This window comes from Paracoccus pantotrophus (genome assembly GCF_008824185.1).
GTDB classification, from domain to species: domain Bacteria; phylum Pseudomonadota; class Alphaproteobacteria; order Rhodobacterales; family Rhodobacteraceae; genus Paracoccus; species Paracoccus pantotrophus.
Window position 1 is genome coordinate 1,289,400 of the sequence record NZ_CP044426.1, and the last position, 14,665, is coordinate 1,304,064.

Annotated in this window: 20 protein-coding genes, 1 tRNA gene and 1 pseudogene; 10 read left to right on the forward strand and 12 right to left on the reverse strand. The window is 64.8% G+C overall.

Annotated features, from left to right (window positions below; translation table 11 throughout):
- The 5 genes from ESD82_RS16875 (at window position 1) to ESD82_RS16895 (ending at window position 1,611) form a co-directional block, all read left to right on the forward strand.
- Entirely contained in the window at window positions 1-300 is a 300-nt protein-coding gene (locus ESD82_RS16875) for a zinc ribbon domain-containing protein (RefSeq protein WP_244314536.1), read from the forward strand.
- On the forward strand, window positions 297-479 hold the full coding sequence (locus tag ESD82_RS16880) for a hypothetical protein (RefSeq protein WP_147427767.1): 183 nt from the start codon (window positions 297-299) through the stop codon (window positions 477-479). Before ESD82_RS16875 ends, ESD82_RS16880 begins: the two co-directional genes overlap by 4 nt.
- Window positions 476-982 carry a DUF1176 domain-containing protein gene (locus tag ESD82_RS16885; RefSeq protein WP_147427766.1) on the forward strand — a complete coding sequence of 169 codons (507 nt, stop codon included), beginning with the start codon at window positions 476-478 and terminating at the stop codon, window positions 980-982. Before ESD82_RS16880 ends, ESD82_RS16885 begins: the two co-directional genes overlap by 4 nt.
- Complete coding sequence (locus ESD82_RS16890; protein ID WP_147427765.1) at window positions 982-1,260, forward strand: hypothetical protein; 279 nt, start codon at window positions 982-984, stop codon at window positions 1,258-1,260. Before ESD82_RS16885 ends, ESD82_RS16890 begins: the two co-directional genes overlap by 1 nt.
- 141 nt (window positions 1,261-1,401) lie before the next feature.
- Window positions 1,402-1,611: a hypothetical protein gene (locus ESD82_RS16895; RefSeq protein WP_147427764.1), complete on the forward strand. Its 210-nt coding sequence runs from the start codon at window positions 1,402-1,404 to the stop codon at window positions 1,609-1,611.
- 364 nt (window positions 1,612-1,975) lie between these two features.
- Here ESD82_RS16895 and ESD82_RS16900 read toward each other — a convergent pair whose 3' ends face one another.
- The 5 genes and pseudogenes from ESD82_RS16900 to ESD82_RS16920 form a co-directional block, all read right to left on the reverse strand.
- On the reverse strand, window positions 1,976-3,154 hold the full coding sequence (locus ESD82_RS16900) for an MFS transporter (protein ID WP_036765906.1): 1,179 nt from the start codon (window positions 3,152-3,154) through the stop codon (window positions 1,976-1,978).
- Window positions 3,151-4,242, reverse strand: a complete 1,092-nt coding sequence (arsB, locus tag ESD82_RS16905; RefSeq protein ID WP_028710993.1) for an ACR3 family arsenite efflux transporter — start codon at window positions 4,240-4,242, stop codon at window positions 3,151-3,153. The genes ESD82_RS16900 and arsB overlap by 4 nt, the downstream gene beginning before the upstream one ends.
- Before the next feature lie 15 nt (window positions 4,243-4,257).
- Window positions 4,258-4,689, reverse strand: a pseudogene (gene arsC, locus ESD82_RS16910) (arsenate reductase (glutaredoxin)).
- Window positions 4,690-4,699: 10 nt separating this feature from the next.
- Window positions 4,700-5,236 carry an arsenate reductase ArsC gene (locus tag ESD82_RS16915; RefSeq protein ID WP_208852064.1) on the reverse strand — a complete coding sequence of 179 codons (537 nt, stop codon included), beginning with the start codon at window positions 5,234-5,236 and terminating at the stop codon, window positions 4,700-4,702.
- 5 nt (window positions 5,237-5,241) lie between these two features.
- Window positions 5,242-5,763 (reverse strand): DUF6428 family protein, encoded by a 522-nt coding sequence (locus tag ESD82_RS16920; RefSeq protein WP_051419865.1) that lies wholly within the window; start codon window positions 5,761-5,763, stop codon window positions 5,242-5,244.
- 42 nt (window positions 5,764-5,805) lie between these two features.
- On the opposite strand from ESD82_RS16920, the gene ESD82_RS16925 reads away from it, so the two are divergent.
- Window positions 5,806-6,144 (forward strand): ArsR/SmtB family transcription factor, encoded by a 339-nt coding sequence (locus tag ESD82_RS16925; RefSeq protein WP_028710997.1) that lies wholly within the window; start codon window positions 5,806-5,808, stop codon window positions 6,142-6,144.
- Between the two features lie 143 nt (window positions 6,145-6,287).
- Window positions 6,288-7,460: an ATP-binding protein gene (locus ESD82_RS16930; RefSeq protein WP_147427762.1), complete on the forward strand. Its 1,173-nt coding sequence runs from the start codon at window positions 6,288-6,290 to the stop codon at window positions 7,458-7,460.
- Window positions 7,461-7,683: 223 nt separating this feature from the next.
- Here the strand turns inward: ESD82_RS16930 and ESD82_RS16935 are convergent, their stop codons facing one another.
- The 6 genes from ESD82_RS16935 to ESD82_RS16960 form a co-directional block, all read right to left on the reverse strand.
- A complete protein-coding gene (locus ESD82_RS16935; RefSeq protein WP_143091279.1) occupies window positions 7,684-8,256 on the reverse strand; it encodes a hypothetical protein in 573 nt (190 codons plus the stop codon).
- An 18-nt stretch (window positions 8,257-8,274) separates the two neighbouring features.
- A complete protein-coding gene (locus tag ESD82_RS16940; protein WP_024845134.1) occupies window positions 8,275-8,562 on the reverse strand; it encodes a type II toxin-antitoxin system RelE/ParE family toxin in 288 nt (95 codons plus the stop codon).
- The gene (locus ESD82_RS16945) at window positions 8,559-8,804 is read right to left on the reverse strand and encodes a type II toxin-antitoxin system ParD family antitoxin (protein WP_024845133.1); all 246 of its coding nucleotides are present in this window, start codon (window positions 8,802-8,804) and stop codon (window positions 8,559-8,561) included. The genes ESD82_RS16940 and ESD82_RS16945 overlap by 4 nt, the downstream gene beginning before the upstream one ends.
- Window positions 8,805-8,908: 104 nt before the next feature.
- Complete coding sequence (locus tag ESD82_RS16950; protein ID WP_028710598.1) at window positions 8,909-10,270, reverse strand: plasmid recombination protein; 1,362 nt, start codon at window positions 10,268-10,270, stop codon at window positions 8,909-8,911.
- The gene (locus ESD82_RS16955) at window positions 10,263-11,120 is read right to left on the reverse strand and encodes a hypothetical protein (RefSeq protein WP_028710599.1); all 858 of its coding nucleotides are present in this window, start codon (window positions 11,118-11,120) and stop codon (window positions 10,263-10,265) included. Before ESD82_RS16955 ends, ESD82_RS16950 begins: the two co-directional genes overlap by 8 nt.
- 233 nt (window positions 11,121-11,353) lie before the next feature.
- Window positions 11,354-11,437, reverse strand: a tRNA-Tyr gene (locus ESD82_RS16960).
- 164 nt (window positions 11,438-11,601) lie between these two features.
- Here ESD82_RS16960 and rlmB point away from each other — a divergent pair.
- The 3 genes from rlmB to ESD82_RS16975 all read left to right on the forward strand — a co-directional run bounded on the left by rlmB (window position 11,602) and on the right by ESD82_RS16975 (window position 13,548).
- Window positions 11,602-12,399, forward strand: coding sequence for a 23S rRNA (guanosine(2251)-2'-O)-methyltransferase RlmB (gene rlmB / locus ESD82_RS16965; protein ID WP_024845130.1), 798 nt, complete (start codon window positions 11,602-11,604; stop codon window positions 12,397-12,399).
- Between the two features lie 99 nt (window positions 12,400-12,498).
- A complete protein-coding gene (locus tag ESD82_RS16970) occupies window positions 12,499-12,912 on the forward strand; it encodes a YHS domain-containing (seleno)protein (protein ID WP_024845129.1) in 414 nt (137 codons plus the stop codon).
- A 183-nt stretch (window positions 12,913-13,095) separates the two neighbouring features.
- Window positions 13,096-13,548, forward strand: a complete 453-nt coding sequence (locus ESD82_RS16975) for a CoA-binding protein (protein ID WP_024845128.1) — start codon at window positions 13,096-13,098, stop codon at window positions 13,546-13,548.
- Between the two features lie 66 nt (window positions 13,549-13,614).
- On the opposite strand, the gene ESD82_RS16980 is transcribed toward ESD82_RS16975, so the two are convergent.
- The gene (locus ESD82_RS16980) at window positions 13,615-14,634 is read right to left on the reverse strand and encodes a ribose-phosphate pyrophosphokinase (protein ID WP_024845127.1); all 1,020 of its coding nucleotides are present in this window, start codon (window positions 14,632-14,634) and stop codon (window positions 13,615-13,617) included.
- Between the last annotated feature and the right edge of the window lie 31 nt (window positions 14,635-14,665).

Below are 14,665 nucleotides of genomic sequence, written 5' to 3' on the forward strand. Positions count from 1 at the left end.
ATGACCGAGATTCACGCCGAGGCCTCCACCTGCCCTGCCTGCGGGGCGATCCGCGGGGTGTGGGGCCGCTCGGTCGAAAGCTGGCGCCAGGCATCGGCCTTCATGCTCGGCGTGGCCGCATTCTTCGTTCTTGCCGGTATAATCTTTGGCACCTGGGTTGCATCGGTCGATGACCGAACGACGGCATTCGACGGGTTGATCGCCTTCCTGTTACTGTCGCCCTTCATGTTGTTCGCCGGCGGTGTCGGCCTGTTCCTGCGCTATGTGATCCCCCGGATGCCGGAGGGCTGGTATCGATGAGAACCGCGAAGCGGAAACCAACCGCCGGCCCGAAGCGCACCTCGATCTGCCTCAGCGCCGAGGCCCACAAATCCCTGCGGATCGAGGCACTGCGGCGCGACATCACCATGAGCCAGCTGATCGCGCAGGCGCTGGCGGATACCGGCATCGACATTCCCCCGGAGGATCTGGAAGCATGAAGCACCTGTTCACGGCCGCGCTGATCGCCCTCGCCAGCCCGGCCTTCGCCGCGGGTTGGTATTTCGAAGCGTCCGTCGAGGGCGGCGCCGAATACTGGACCTTCACCAACGAGACCGGCGAGGTCAGCCCGCGCCGGGTGCGCGGCAACGAGATCTGGATCACCCGCACCGACCAGATGAACGAACTCGACGCCAACGGCACCTGCGACTTCAACAACTGCCGCGTCAGCGTGACGCTGGACGGCCGCAACGCCGAGGCGGGCGAACGGGTCAGCATCCGGTTCTCGAATGGCGAGAGGCTGGATTTCGTGGCAGACGGCAGCGACATCCTGCTGAGCAATTTCGACACGGCCGGCATGGGCGCGACCAACCTCTTCGTCCACAACGTGCGGCAGGCGGAATGGGTCGAGATCGGCTTCGGCGGCAAGCGCCACCGCTTCAGCCTCGCCGGATCGGCGGCGGCTCTGGACGCGATCCGGCCATGGATGACGGGAGGCAAGTGATGACCTCCCACGGGACCATGCACGCAGCCAACGGATATCGGCGCAAAGGGCCTGACTATCTGAACAACCCGGACATGGTTGCGTTCACCATCGGGCGGGTCGTGATGGCAAAGATGATGGCCGGCCGCCCCCTCAGCTGGAATACGCTGCGGGCGCGGCTGATGCATATCGCGGAGGGAGATACCGTCGATCTGCCGGCAGGCGTGAATGCGGAGATGGCATTGGCAGCCCTGCGATACCTTCCCGCGCTGCCCGAGGTTTCCCGGTTCAAGGGGTGAGGGCAGGAACCTCACGCGCTGAACGGGGTTCCCGCCCAGGAAATGGTCCAGGCAAGGCATGGGCCATCTCCCCCTCTTCAGCCTCGCCGGATCAGCGGCAGTGCTGGATACCACCCAGCGGCAAATGACAGGAAACAACTGATGACCCCGCAACCGTTCAAAGGCGAACTGCCCGCATCGATCTTCGAGCCGGATGAGGTCAAGGCACGCAATTGGTGGGCCGCACTGACCGAGCCGGAGCAGGAAGAACGCATCTACGACCTCACTCAGGTGCTGGAATTCTACGGCATCGAACTGCCCGACAGCGATGAGCGCTGGATGATGGCCTGCTGGGAAAACGAATTCGCCTGACCCCGTCCCTACGGCCCGTCGTGATGCGAGCGGGCCGGGGTCAGGCTGCGCGCAAACCGCATTCCGACCGCCCCCACGAGGCTGGGGCGGAATGGGGTTTGCGCCCGCCCAACGGGCGGCACCTTTCAAGCTACCACCGACTAGAATCCCCACATCTCCAACCCGGCTGGCTTTGCTCGCTCTGCACTGTTGGCTGCCTGCTCAAGCCCCAAGACATGCAGCGTGCCTTTCAACAGTTGGGCTCATCGAAGTCAGCTCGGCAGCGGACAGGTGTCAAGCGACACTGGTAAGTATCGCAAACGACACGCAAAATTGACCCATCCCGACGATGCACGCCGCTGCTGGCATCCAGCAGCGGCCTATTTTATTCCATATCTTTCCAGAGAATGATGACGAGCAAGATGTTGGCGAGCGCTAGGGTCGCCAGCACATTCAGCGTCCAATCGGTCCCGGCAGCAGAGAGCAGCATTGCTCCGAGTGTTGGCGCAATGGCTTGGGCGATCAACGAGGGCCGCGCCAGCCTGCCCATGATCGGGGCGTAGCGGTCTGCACCGAACAGGGCCAGAGGAAGAGCACCCTTGGCTATCGAGAAGATGCCGTTCCCGGCCGCATAGAGGAAGATGGCGGCACCGACGAGCGGCAGGCCGAGGGCCAGCATGACCAGGCCCACGGCGGACAGGCCCACCGCTCCGGCCAATGTCCAGATCGGGTGATGCCGCCCGCCGCCTGCCATCTCGATCAGCCGGGCCGTCACCTGGGCGGGACCGATCAAGGCCCCGAGGGCGACGGCTTCGGCCAGCGACAGGCTCCGGCCTTGCAGCATGGTCAGCAGATGAACCGAAACGATGGTGACGGAGAGGCCCGCCAGGACCATGATCGCCATCATGGTGAGGTAGGCTCGCCGCTCCGGCCCGGAAAGCCGGATCGTGCTTTGCCGATCAGCAGCGGCGGGAGCGGCGCGCCCGTTGCCCGGCAGAACGAACAGGATCAGCGGCAGGCATAGCCCGAGCTGGATCAGGGCATAGGCGACACAGGACCAGCGCCAGCCCAGATGCTCGATGAAGAGTGCCGACAGCGGCCAGCAGACCGTGCTGGCGAACCCGCCCCACAGTGTCAGCGTGGTGATCGCGGATCGGGCCTTGCGCCCGTAGATGCCGCCCAGGGTGGCAAAGGCCGCATCATAGAGGCCAGCACCCATCCCGATCCCTAGAACGATCCACCCTGCCACGAACACCGGCAGGACCGGCGCGGTAGCGAAGATCAGCAGCCCGGCAGCGAGCAGAATGCTCGACAGCGCCAGGACCGGCCTCCCGCCATGACGCCGGATCGCCTCGCCCACGCGGGGCGAGGCCATACCGGCGACGAACAGGCCCAACGACAGGCCGCCGACGACCCACGACAGCGGCCAACCTGTCTCGGCCGCAATAGGCCCTGCGAACACGGCCAGCAGGTAGTAGGAACTGCCCCATGCGAAGATCTGGACGATCCCGAGGGCCGAGATCACCGGCCAGCGCCGGGCGCCCGGCGCGTCGGCGGCGATCATCTGGTCTTCGCCATGACCGCAGACCCGCCCGCCTTCGCCTCCTGCGGGAACCATCGCGCGCCGAGGCGCAGCGCGACATGGACCAGCAGGATCAGCGCGGGCACCTCGACCAACGGGCCGATCACCGCCGCGAAGGCGACCGGCGAGGCCAGGCCGAAGGCGGCGATGGCAACCGCAATCGCTAGCTCGAAGTTATTGCCCGCCGCCGTGAAGGCGATGGCCGTTGTGCGCGGATAGTCGGCCTCGATCAGCCGCCCCATGGCGAAGCTGACGATGAACTGGATGACGAAGTAGAGCGCCAGCGGCACCGCGATCCGCAGGGCATCGACCGGCAGGCGCACCACGTCGCCGCCTTTCAGGCTGAACATGGCAACGATGGTGAACAGGAGCGCCGCCAGCGTGATCGGGCCGATCCGGGGCAGGAAGGCGGTCTCATACCAGCCCTCGCCCTTGCGGGAGACGAGGATGCGTCGGGTCAGGAACCCAGCAGCGAAGGGGATGCCGAGGTAGATCAGCACGGCTTCGGTAATGGTCCAGAAACTCACGTCGATCACGCTGCCTTCCAGCCCGAACAGCGGCGGCAGGACCGATAGGAAGAACCAGGCATAGGTGGAGAAGAACAGGATCTGGAACACCGAGTTGAAGGCGACCAGCGCCGCGACATACTGGCCATCGCCTCGGGCGAGCTGGTTCCAGACCAGCACCATGGCGATGCAGCGCGCCAGCCCGATCAGGATCAGGCCCGTCATATATTCTGGTTGGTCGCGCAAGAAGATCACGGCAAGGGCGAACATCAGCACCGGGCCGATGATCCAGTTCTGCACCAGCGACAGAACCAGCACCCGGCGATCCGCGAAGACGCGGGGCAGTTCCTCGTATCGCACCTTCGCCAAGGGCGGATACATCATCAGGATCAGGCCGATGGCGATGGGAATGTTCGTGGTGCCGGCCGAGAGCGCATCGAGGGCGCCCGGCAGGCCGGGGAACACCGTCCCAAGCATGATGCCAAGCGCCATCGCGGCGAAGATCCACAGAGTCAGCCAACGGTCGAGGAAAGAGAGCCGCGAAGGCGGCGCGAGTGCGGTCATGGTCTTGGTCTCCGATCAGGTTGCGGCGGGCGTCACGCGGTGGCCGTCAGCCCCCACCACGGCTTCCCCGTCCTCTTTCGAGAACGCGCCTTATTGCGGGGGCAGAAGGTCCAGCACTGCTTCGGACGGGCGGCAGAGCCGCACCCCCTTGGGGCTGACCACGATGGGCCGGTTGATGAGAATCGGATGCGCCATCATCGCATCCAGAAGCTGATCCTCGGTCAGCGCCGGATCGCCAAGACCAAGCTCGGCAAAGGGTGTGCCCTTCTCGCGCAGCAGATCGCGGGCGGTGACCCCCATGCGCGCGATAAATTGCACCAGCAGTTCACGGCTCGGCGGGCATTTCAGGTATTCGATCACATGCGGCTCGACCCCGGCGTTGCGGATCAGGCCGAGCGTGTTCCTGGACGTGCCGCAGTCGGGGTTGTGGTAGATCACGACATCCATGATCCGCCCCTCACGCCACATCCGGCCGGGGTCGGGTCGCACCCTCGGCCCGGCCGATGTCGCACAACCTGGTCGCAAGACTCATCCGATCAAGGGAGGCGATGGGGAGCGCCGTAAAGGCTGCGATCCGGGCTTTCATATACCTCAGCGCGTTGATGAAGGACATTTCGCGCAAAAGCCCGGTGCCCGTCGCAGCGGCGGGATCTTCGATTCCCCAATGCGCCGTCATCGGCTGGCCGGGCCAGATCGGACAGGCCTCACCGGCAGCGTTGTCGCAGACGGTGAACACAAAATCCATCACCGGGGCATCCGGCACGGCGAACTCGTCCCAGCTCTTGGAGCGCAGGCCATCGGTCGGATAGTGGAAGTTCTCCAGCACCTTGAGCGCGGTCGGATGGACCTCACCCTTTGGGTGACTTCCGGCCGAGAAGGCACGGAAGCGTCCGCCACCATCCCGGCGCAGGACGCTTTCCGCGATGATTGACCGGGCCGAGTTGCCAGTGCAGAGGAACAGCACGTTGAACACGCGCGAAGATTGCTCGGTCATGGCGATCACCCGCAGCAGGGTTGCGCCCCGGCCGGGGCCGAGCAGCTTTTCTGGTCCTGAAACCAGCGGTCACGAGGCTTGCAGCTCGCCGGTCGAGGCGACAGCGACACGCGGACCTGCCCGCCATCGATCCGGGGCAGAGCCGCCCGATGAAGCTGCATCGGCCGCTCGCCGTCGCTGACCTCGAAGGTCAGCTTGGCGGTGCGCTCCAGATCGACATGCTCAATCACCTTTCCGATGATCTTGACGAATTTGCCCGCAGGCATATGGGCACGGTCCTCGTTCACGTCCCAAAGCTGGATGAAGATTTCGGTCCAGCTCTCCGGGTTCGCGCCGCAGTCCAGCGCCTCGAAGCGGCCCGCCTTGACTTCTGTGACGTGGTAGCCGGGCTTCACGTCCTGACCGTCATAACTGAACACCAGCGGCAGCTCGGCCGCACCATCCAGTGCTGCCAGCAACTCGCCGATGGTTATATCTTCCGGGTCGGCCGCGCCGGTCAGCGCACCGAGGTTGCCTTGAATGGTCATCTGCGATACCTTTTGATTCGACATTTATAGGATTATTGAAATATGGAAGAACGTCAAGCCCTTGCCGCATTCGCAGCGCTATCCCAGGAAACCCGTCTGCGCATCCTGCGGCTCCTGGTCGTCGCTGGTCCCGAGGGGCTGGCGGCAGGGATGATCGCTGACCAAGCCGGTGTATCCGCCTCGAACGTCAGCTTTCACATCAAGGAGTTGGAGCGCGCTGGACTGGTCGCATCGCGCCGTGAAAGCCGGTCGATCCTCTACAGTATCGATTTCGAGGCGCTGAACGGCCTGGTGCGGTTTCTGATGGAAGACTGCTGCGCCGGGCAAATCGGCCTATGCGTCGATGCAGGCCAAGCCGCCGAGTGTGGCGCGGTGCGATAGATTCGCGTGTCGTTTGAGATAAGACCCGTTGTCGCGTCCCTCTGTTCGGCCCAGCAGTGAGTACTTGCTCATGTCGGCCGACAATAGGAGCATAGACTCAAATTAACCTTGCAAATCGGGAATCAAACTCCATAATTGCAAGGATGTTGATCGAGCGCCGTATCACCGCCACCGTGAAGTCCCTGCTGGACGACAGTCCTGCCGTTGCCCTGCTGGGGCCGCGCCAGGTGGGTAAGACCACGCTGGCGCAGGAGCTGGGGGAAGAGCGCCCGTCGCTCTATCTCGACCTCGAATCCAGCGCCGACCGGGCCAGGCTCTCCGATCCCGAACTCTATTTGTCGGCGCATGAGGACAAGCTGGTCATCCTCGATGAGGTCCAGCGGGTGCCGGACCTGTTCCAGAACCTGCGCGGCCTGATCGACCGGGGACGGCGCAAGGGGCTGCGGGCGGGGCGCTTCCTGCTGCTCGGCTCGGCCTCCATCGACCTGCTGCGGCAGTCGGGTGAGACGCTGGCGGGCCGGATCGCCTATGCCGAGCTTGCTCCCCTTGATGCGCTGGAAGTGCCTGCAACCGACCTGGACCGGCTCTGGCTGCGCGGCGGCTTTCCCGACAGCTTCCTTGCCCGCGACGATCAGGCCAGCCTGCGCTGGCGGCGCGACTTCATCCGCACCTATCTGGAGCGCGACATTCCCGCGCTCGGTCCCCGCATCGCGGCCGAGACGCTGCGGCGCTTCTGGACCATGCTGGCGCATCGGCAGTCCGGCCTGTCGAACGCCGCCGAGCTTGCCCGCGCGCTCGGGGTCGATGCCAAGACCGTCGCCTCCTATCTCGACCTGCTGGTCGATCTGATGCTGGTGCGCCGGCTGGAGCCCTGGCACGCGAATATCGGCAAGCGGCTGGTCAAGTCCCCGCGCATCTATGTGCGCGACACCGGCATCCTGCATGCCCTGCTGGGACTGACGACGCTGGACGACGTTCTCGGCCACCCCGTCGCGGGCGCCAGTTGGGAGGGGCTGATCATCGAGACCGCCCATGCCCTGATGCCAGAAGGGACGCAGGCGCAGTTCTACCGCAGCGGGGCGGGGGCCGAGGTCGATCTGGTGCTGACCCTGCCGGGCGGCACGATCTGGGCCGTCGAGGTCAAGCGCAACCTTGCGCCGAAGGTGGAGCGCGGCTTTCATTCGGCCTGCGAAGACCTGCAACCTGCGCGGCGGATCGTGCTCTATCCGGGGGACGAGGCTTTCCCGCTGCCGAACGGGATCGAGGTCATGTCGCTGCACCAGTTCGGGCAGGATCTGCTGGCGCTTCATCCGTAAGCGATGCGGCCGCCCATCGGGCGGCATGGGGGATCGATCTTCTTCATGGGCGGAGAAAGCTGGGTACCGGGGCGCAGCGCCTGGTCCGACATTTTGCGGGTGGTGCTTTGCACCGGGTTCCGCAAAATAATAGTCGGTCACTAATATTTGGCGAAATCGCGAAAAGTAGCCCACTCTGGGCCATGGGTTACAGTCGGCGCAGGACAGCTTTGCACCGCCCGGATCAGGCAAGATCCAGGACCTCGAAACTATCGGGTTGGCGCGACAGGATGCGCCCATAGCCGAGAAACCCCATCGAATCGGCACTGACATTCCCGCATGCACAACTGGCCATGCCAATCCTTGCCTTTGCGGGCGCGGGACAGTCGCGATACCAGCTTTCCGCCACATCGCCACAAAGCAGGCATTTCACCCTGAAGGGGCCGGGAACCATATCCGGCTCCCCGGACAACTCGTCCATGAAGGCCTTTTCGTCGGTCATGCGCCGGAAACCATCGGCCCTGACCTGCGCCTGAAGCGCTGCAATTGGCCTGCCGGAGCCCGGCACCGGCTCGCTCGCGGCCAGGCTGTCGTAAAGCCCGCGCTCTTCCGGCCCCATCGCGCCCAGATCGGAGGCCGTCGCCAGCGCGTAAAGCCGGCGGCAGGCGCGGACGTCAAGCCGCGTGGCCTTGGTTCTGCCGGCCGCGAGCCGCGCCAGGACCGGGTAATCACTGAGCAGATAAGTCAGCATCAAGCTCTCCACGCCTAAGGGCGCATATGCCAATATTGCAATTTTACCCTTCGAGTATCGTGCCATCGCACAGACCCATGCCGGTCACAAATGCCGCTCGGCGTCCTGCGCGCCGTGCAGGATGCGGACGATTTCCAGCGTATCGCCCAGATCCCGGAAGAAGATGACATGCGATCCGCTCAGGCACTTCAGATAGCCAGGCCGAACGTCAACCGACCTGCCGCGCCTTTCACCCGATGCCAGCGCATGGCAGGTGTCGCGCAGCTCCTGCACATAGCGCCGGGCTTGCGCGAGGCCCCATTCGCCTTCCGTATAATCCCAGATATCCTCCAGATCGACCGTTGCCGCGACGGTGAAGGCCAACGCCTTCATGCGTTGCGACCGGCCATCTTGCGGGCAATGAATTGATCGAGGTCGAAGCCTTCCGCCCGGCCGGATTCCTCTCCGGCGATCAGGGCGGCTTCCAACGCCTTTACCTTGGTCTCGTGCTCCTCCAGAAGCCGCAGCCCTGCCCGCACCACGTCGCTGGCCGAGCCATAGCGGCCGCCCTTCACCTGCGCGTCGATGAAGCTGACGAAGTGATCGCCGAGCGAAACCGAAGTGTTGCGGGACATGCGGCCCTCCTGTGCGCTGATACCGAATGTTACCAAGAAATCGTATCAATCGCAATTGCCGGCTCTCCGGCGCCGGATGTGCATATTGGCATAAGCGCATGCTGTCATATGCCCGTCTGCGATGAAGCATCTGGCCGAGAGTCGCGCGGATTCGTCAGCGCCTGCACCGTGCGTGCCTGATCCAGCCGCGCTCTCGCCTCGCCGGTGAAGGATTGCCATGCCGGAGAGGCTTCGATGACCCCGGCCAGGGTCGAGGCGGCATAGGGCGTCCCGAAGGCTTCCCGCGCCCCGTTCGCGATATAGGCCACCGTTTCGGGCCACTTCAGCCAGCGCGGGCTGGCATCGGCGAGACGATTGACCCAGCCAGCCAGGCCGCGCAGGAAACCAGTGAGCCCTCCGAGCAGCCCCGGTCCTGCCGGTGGCTGGCGCAGGGCCTCCAATCCGTCGCTGAGCACCGGCGCCAGCGCGCTGTGCATCTCGCGGTTGCGATCTGCATCGTGATGCGTCCAGGCGCCCATCTCGCCTGGCGTCTCCAGACGCTTCAGCAGCACCGGGTCGGGATCGATCTGCCGGATGGCGGCGATCAGCCCGCCGGTCGCGATGGCATGCACCGCCTCGGCCTCCTGAAGTCGGCTGGCGACCGTGTCCTGCATGACCAGGTCGCGGCGGCGCTCTTCCTCGTCGGCAAGGCGACGAGCCTCTTCGGCGCGCAAAATGGCAATCTCTGCCTCCTTCTGCGCCTTCAGCCGCTCCTGCTCGGCCTTCCACGCAGCCCGGTCCAGACGGCGGCGGCGCGGCCCCGTCCGGGCCTGCGCATGCTTCGCGCCGACCTCGGCATGATAGCGGTCCTGCCAGCCGCGCATCGCCTGCTTGTAGCTGCGCGACGGCGAGCCGGACCAGCCGTGATCCTTGTGCCGGTCCTGCTCGCGATGACCTTCATGGCAGCGCTTGGCGTCCATGCGCATATTGCCCTCTGCACATAGGGGCACCGCCAGCACATGCACATGTGGGTGGGCTTCATCGAGATGCTCGATGATGCTCAGCACTTCGGCCTTGTTCCGAACCGCATCGGCCTTGGCAAAGGCGATCACGTCCCTGCGCCAGCGCAGGTAATCGGCCTGGTCCATGTCCTCGACCGGATCGGGAAAGCTGAACACGCTGGCGATCAGCACATGGGTGTCACTGCGGATGCCGCGCAGCGCCTCCTTCCGGTCCGGCTGCTCCTTGCGCAGTTGACGCAGCAGCGTGTTCTGTTCGGCGATACGCTGCTCGATGACCTCGACCACCTCCGAGGGCCGGATACCTTCGAGGATGGTGGGCGACTGCGGGTTCGCGACATGCGGGCAGGCCCCGTCCAACCGCTCCGCCTCGTCTGCAATCTCGCTGACGGACCGGCTCTTGCTGTTACCCTTGCGCGAATAGGTCTGCTTATGCGCGAAGATTGATTTCCCGCCGCGATCAGACATAACGCAATCCCTCGCTGAAGCCTGCGGCGCGCACTTCGCTGCGGGAAACCAGCTCTAGGTCCAGCGCCATGCGGACCTGCCCGACGCTCAGGGTTCGGCACAGGGGATGACGGGATTTGATCCAGTCGGCAGTTTTGGCCGCGTGCACCGGGGTCGGTTCCTGAGGCGGTTCCGGCTCGTCCTCGATGTAATCGCGCCAGCGACCCATCTTGAACCAGTTATCCGAGAAGCAGACCTTTGAGCGCGTATAGCCTGCGGTCTCCAGCGCATAGCGCTTTACAGCCGAGAGAAGCTTTTCAGGCCCGACCTTCTGCATGGCAGCCTCGACGTGATGCAGGCAGGTCGTTTCGTTGCGACATCGGTCGGCGGGATAGGCCTTCAGTATCTCCACAGATTCCGTCGCCGCCTCGCGTGCACGCGCACGCGAAGGTGGTTTATGGATGGTTTCAGGAAGGTTTGGGGTCCGCTGTGGACGGGGTACCGGGTCCGCAGCGGACCCCGTTCCGGGTTCACGGCAGACCCCGTCCTCTGTGGACCCCGTCTCATCATCGGGCTCGGCAATGCCCTCCAGGGTGCGGACGGCGGCAAGGGAAATGCGATAGACGACGGTAAAACCGTTCTTGCACGCGCGGCGGCCGGTTTCGATCAGGATGCCTTCGTTCAGGAACTCGTTGATGGTGCGCTTGACGGTGGTTTCGCCAAGCTCGGTGTGCCGCTGGATCGTCCCCTTGGAGCACCAGATGCCCGATCCGTCATCGCTGGCCTTGTCGGCCAGAAACATGATGATCTGCTTTCGGACCGGACTGCCGAAGCGCCGCCCGGCGCAAAGATTCGCGACCTTCCAGCTCATGCTGCACCTCCCCACGGGGTTGCGCGGCGGGAAGCTGTGACATAATCTTTGGACAGAAGACCTTTGACAGTGCCGTCGGATGGAGTGCCAGCTCCTCCGACGGTTTTCTTTTGCGCAGGGGGCAAGCCGCAAAACTGCGGGACACCTGCGTCATAACCTATTGATTTGCATGCTGCCGCATTGCACGAATGCGGGACACCACTTCGTTGATTTTGTTCAGTTTTCAGAAGAAGTGGTGGGCGACCCTGGAATCGAACCAGGCATGGGTCTCCCCGGCGGAGTTACAGTCCGCTGCCGCACCTTGCAGCACGTCGCCCGCCGAACGCTTTCGGCGTGAAGCGGTGATTATCCCGACCGTCCGGGGGCGTCAAGCAGGGAACCGCCGAAAAGTCGCACTTCCTTGCGCACCATGCCAACCCGCCGCGAAGGTTGCATTCGGCCGCGTTTTCTGCGCAGTCGAAACAGCAACCGGGAATGCGACATGGCCGAGAAACCACAGAAATCCAAGAAACCCGCCTGGGTCATCGACAAGGAACGCGCCCGCCGCGCCGCCGCGGCCGAAACGGTCTGGTTGTTCGGCCTGCATGCGGTGCGCGACGCCCTGGCCAATCCCCGCCGCGACAAGCTGCGGCTGGTGGTGACGCGCAACGCGCTGGACCGGCTGGGCCCCCTGCCCGCCGATCTCGCACCGGAGATCATCGACGCCCGCGTCTTCGACCGAACGGTGCCACTGTCGCCGGAAAGCGTCCATCAGGGCGCGGCGCTAGAGGTCAAGCCGCTGAAATGGGATAGCCTGGCCGACCTGGCGCTTACCGGGCCGGGCCGGCCGCTGCTGGTGGCGCTGGACCGGGTGACGGACCCGCATAACGTCGGCGCCATCCTGCGCTCGGCCGAGGTCTTTGGCGCGCGCGCGGTCATCGCGCCGGCGCGCCATTCCGCGCCCGAGACCGGGGCGCTGGCCAAAACTGCCTCGGGCGCGCTGGAGCGGCAGCCCTATCTGCGCGTCGTCAACCTGGCCGATACGCTGATCGAGCTGCAATCCATGGGCTATGTCGTGCTGGGCCTGGACGGCACCGGCACGGAGACCCTGCCGCAGGCGCTGGCGGAACTCTCGGGCCGGGCGATCTGCCTGGTCCTGGGCGCCGAGGGGCCCGGCCTGCGCGAACGCACGCGCGAGACCTGCGACCGCATCCTGCGCATCCCCTTCGCGGCAGATTTCGGCTCGCTCAACGTCTCGAACGCGGCGGCGGTGGCGCTTTACGCGGCTTCACAGAGTTGAGCCCAGCCTTCACATCGGCGCTAGAACCCGCCCGCCCCGGTTGAGAATCGCCAACCGATTTGCCAGATCGAAAGCAGTTCCACCAACCCCCCACGCGCCATGATTCGTCCGATTCTCGCCAGCCTGATGCTTGCCCTGCCCGTTCCGGCGGCGATGGCGCAGGATTGGGCATTGGACGGCATGGACCCGGTCTCCTATGGCACGGAAAATGCCGCGGTACCGGGGCGCACCGACCTGGTCACGGTCTGGCGCGGCCAGGCCTGGCATTTCGCCAGCGAACAGAACCGCAATCTTTTCGAGGCTAATCCAAAGGCTTATGCCCCAGGCCTTGGCGGGCTTTGCGTCCTGGCCCTGTCCGAAGGCCGATCCGAACCCGGCAATCCGCGCCATTTCGTGGTGATCGGCCAGCGCACCTATTTCCTGCGCTCCGAGCAGGCGCGTGAGCGGCTTCTTGCCGATCCGCAGCAAATCCTGATGCGCGCCAAGGCCGTCTGGGCACGCATGAATCCGTGAAATTTCACTTTTTTGCGAGCCGGGTGGAACTTTTTAGCCACGGTTCCCATTTATTTATCGAACATGACCACGGAACGGTCATGTTCAGATCACTGTCCCTCGTTCCGCGACTTGCGCCCGGCCAGACCTCTGGACCGGGCGCTTTTTCCATGCCACTTTCGGTTGAGATCTGGGGGAGGTCAGATGAACCTGGCAGTACTTCGCGACATCGGCACCTCGCCGGTCGACGACGACATTGCGCGCATCGCCCGCACGGTGCGCTGCATTGCCATCGTGGGCCTGTCGCCGAACGAGGCGCGACCATCCTGGGGCGTGGCCCGTTACCTGAAATCGCAGGGCTATCGCATCATTCCGGTCAATCCGGGCCATGCGGGCGGCACCATCCTGGACGAGCGGGTCTATCCCGACCTGCGCGCGATTCCGCCCGAGCAGGCGGTGGACATGGTGGACATCTTCCGTCGGGCCGAGGCCGTGCCCGCCATCGTCGACCAGGCGCTGGCGCATCTGCCCAGGCTGGACACGATCTGGATGCAATTGGGCATCCGCCATCCGCAGGCGGCCGGCCGCGCCCGCGCCCGCGGCCTGACGGTGATCGAGGATCGCTGCCCGAAGATCGAGTTCCCGCGCTTTCTTTAAAGCCTTGAAAGCACGAGAAAGGCCCCGGTCCGGCGGATCGGGGCCTTGCCTTTGCGTCGCCGGCGATCAGAAGCCGGAATAGAGCCCTTCGTAGATCGGGCCCAGCGTGTCCACCTCGAACAGCGAGCTGACCGAAGTGCCGTTCCAGATGTTCAGAATCGCCTGGGCGAACATCGGCGCCGTCGGCACGATGCGGATGTTCGAGGCGGCCTTCACCTTCTCGGTCGGTTCGATGGAATCGGTGATCACCAGCGATTTCATCACCGAGGCCTGCACCCGCTCGACCGCCGGGCCGGAAAGGACGCCGTGGGTGATATAGGCATGCACCTCGGTCGCGCCGTGCTCGGTCAGCACCTGCGCCGCCTTGCAGAGCGTGCCGGCGGTGTCGCAGATGTCGTCGACGATGATGCAGGTCTTGCCGGTCACGTCGCCGATCACCGTCATCTCGGCCACCTCACCCGGCTTCTCGCGGCGCTTGTCGACGATGGCCAGCGGCGCGCCGATGCGCTGCGCCAGCTCCCGCGCCCGCGCCACCCCGCCCACGTCGGGCGAGATCACCATCAGATCGGACAGCCGCTCGCGGAAGTGATGCTTGATGTCCAGCGCAAAGACCGGCGCGGCATAGAGATTGTCCACCGGGATGTCGAAGAAGCCCTGGATCTGCGCCGCATGCAGGTCCAGCGTCAGCACCCGGTCCACGCCCGCCTCGGTCAGCAGGTTGGCGACCAGCTTGGCGCTGATCGGCGTGCGGGCCTTGGCGCGGCGATCCTGGCGCGCATAGCCGAAATAGGGGATGACCGCGGTGATGCGCGCCGCCGACGAACGCTTGAGCGCATCCGTCATGATCAGCAGTTCCATCAGGTTGTCATTGGCCGGGTTCGAGGTCGGCTGGATGATGAACATGTCCTCGCCGCGGACATTCTCATAGACCTCGACGAAGATCTCCTGGTCGTTGAACCGCTCGACCCGCGCCTCGACGGGGGCGACATTCATCCCGCGATGCATCGACATGCGGCGGGCGATGGCATTGGCCAGAGGCCGGTTCGCATTTCCCGCGATGAGCTTGGGTTCGGTCATGGCCGGCATGGGCTTTCCCTGTCTGGATTCGTGCGATTGC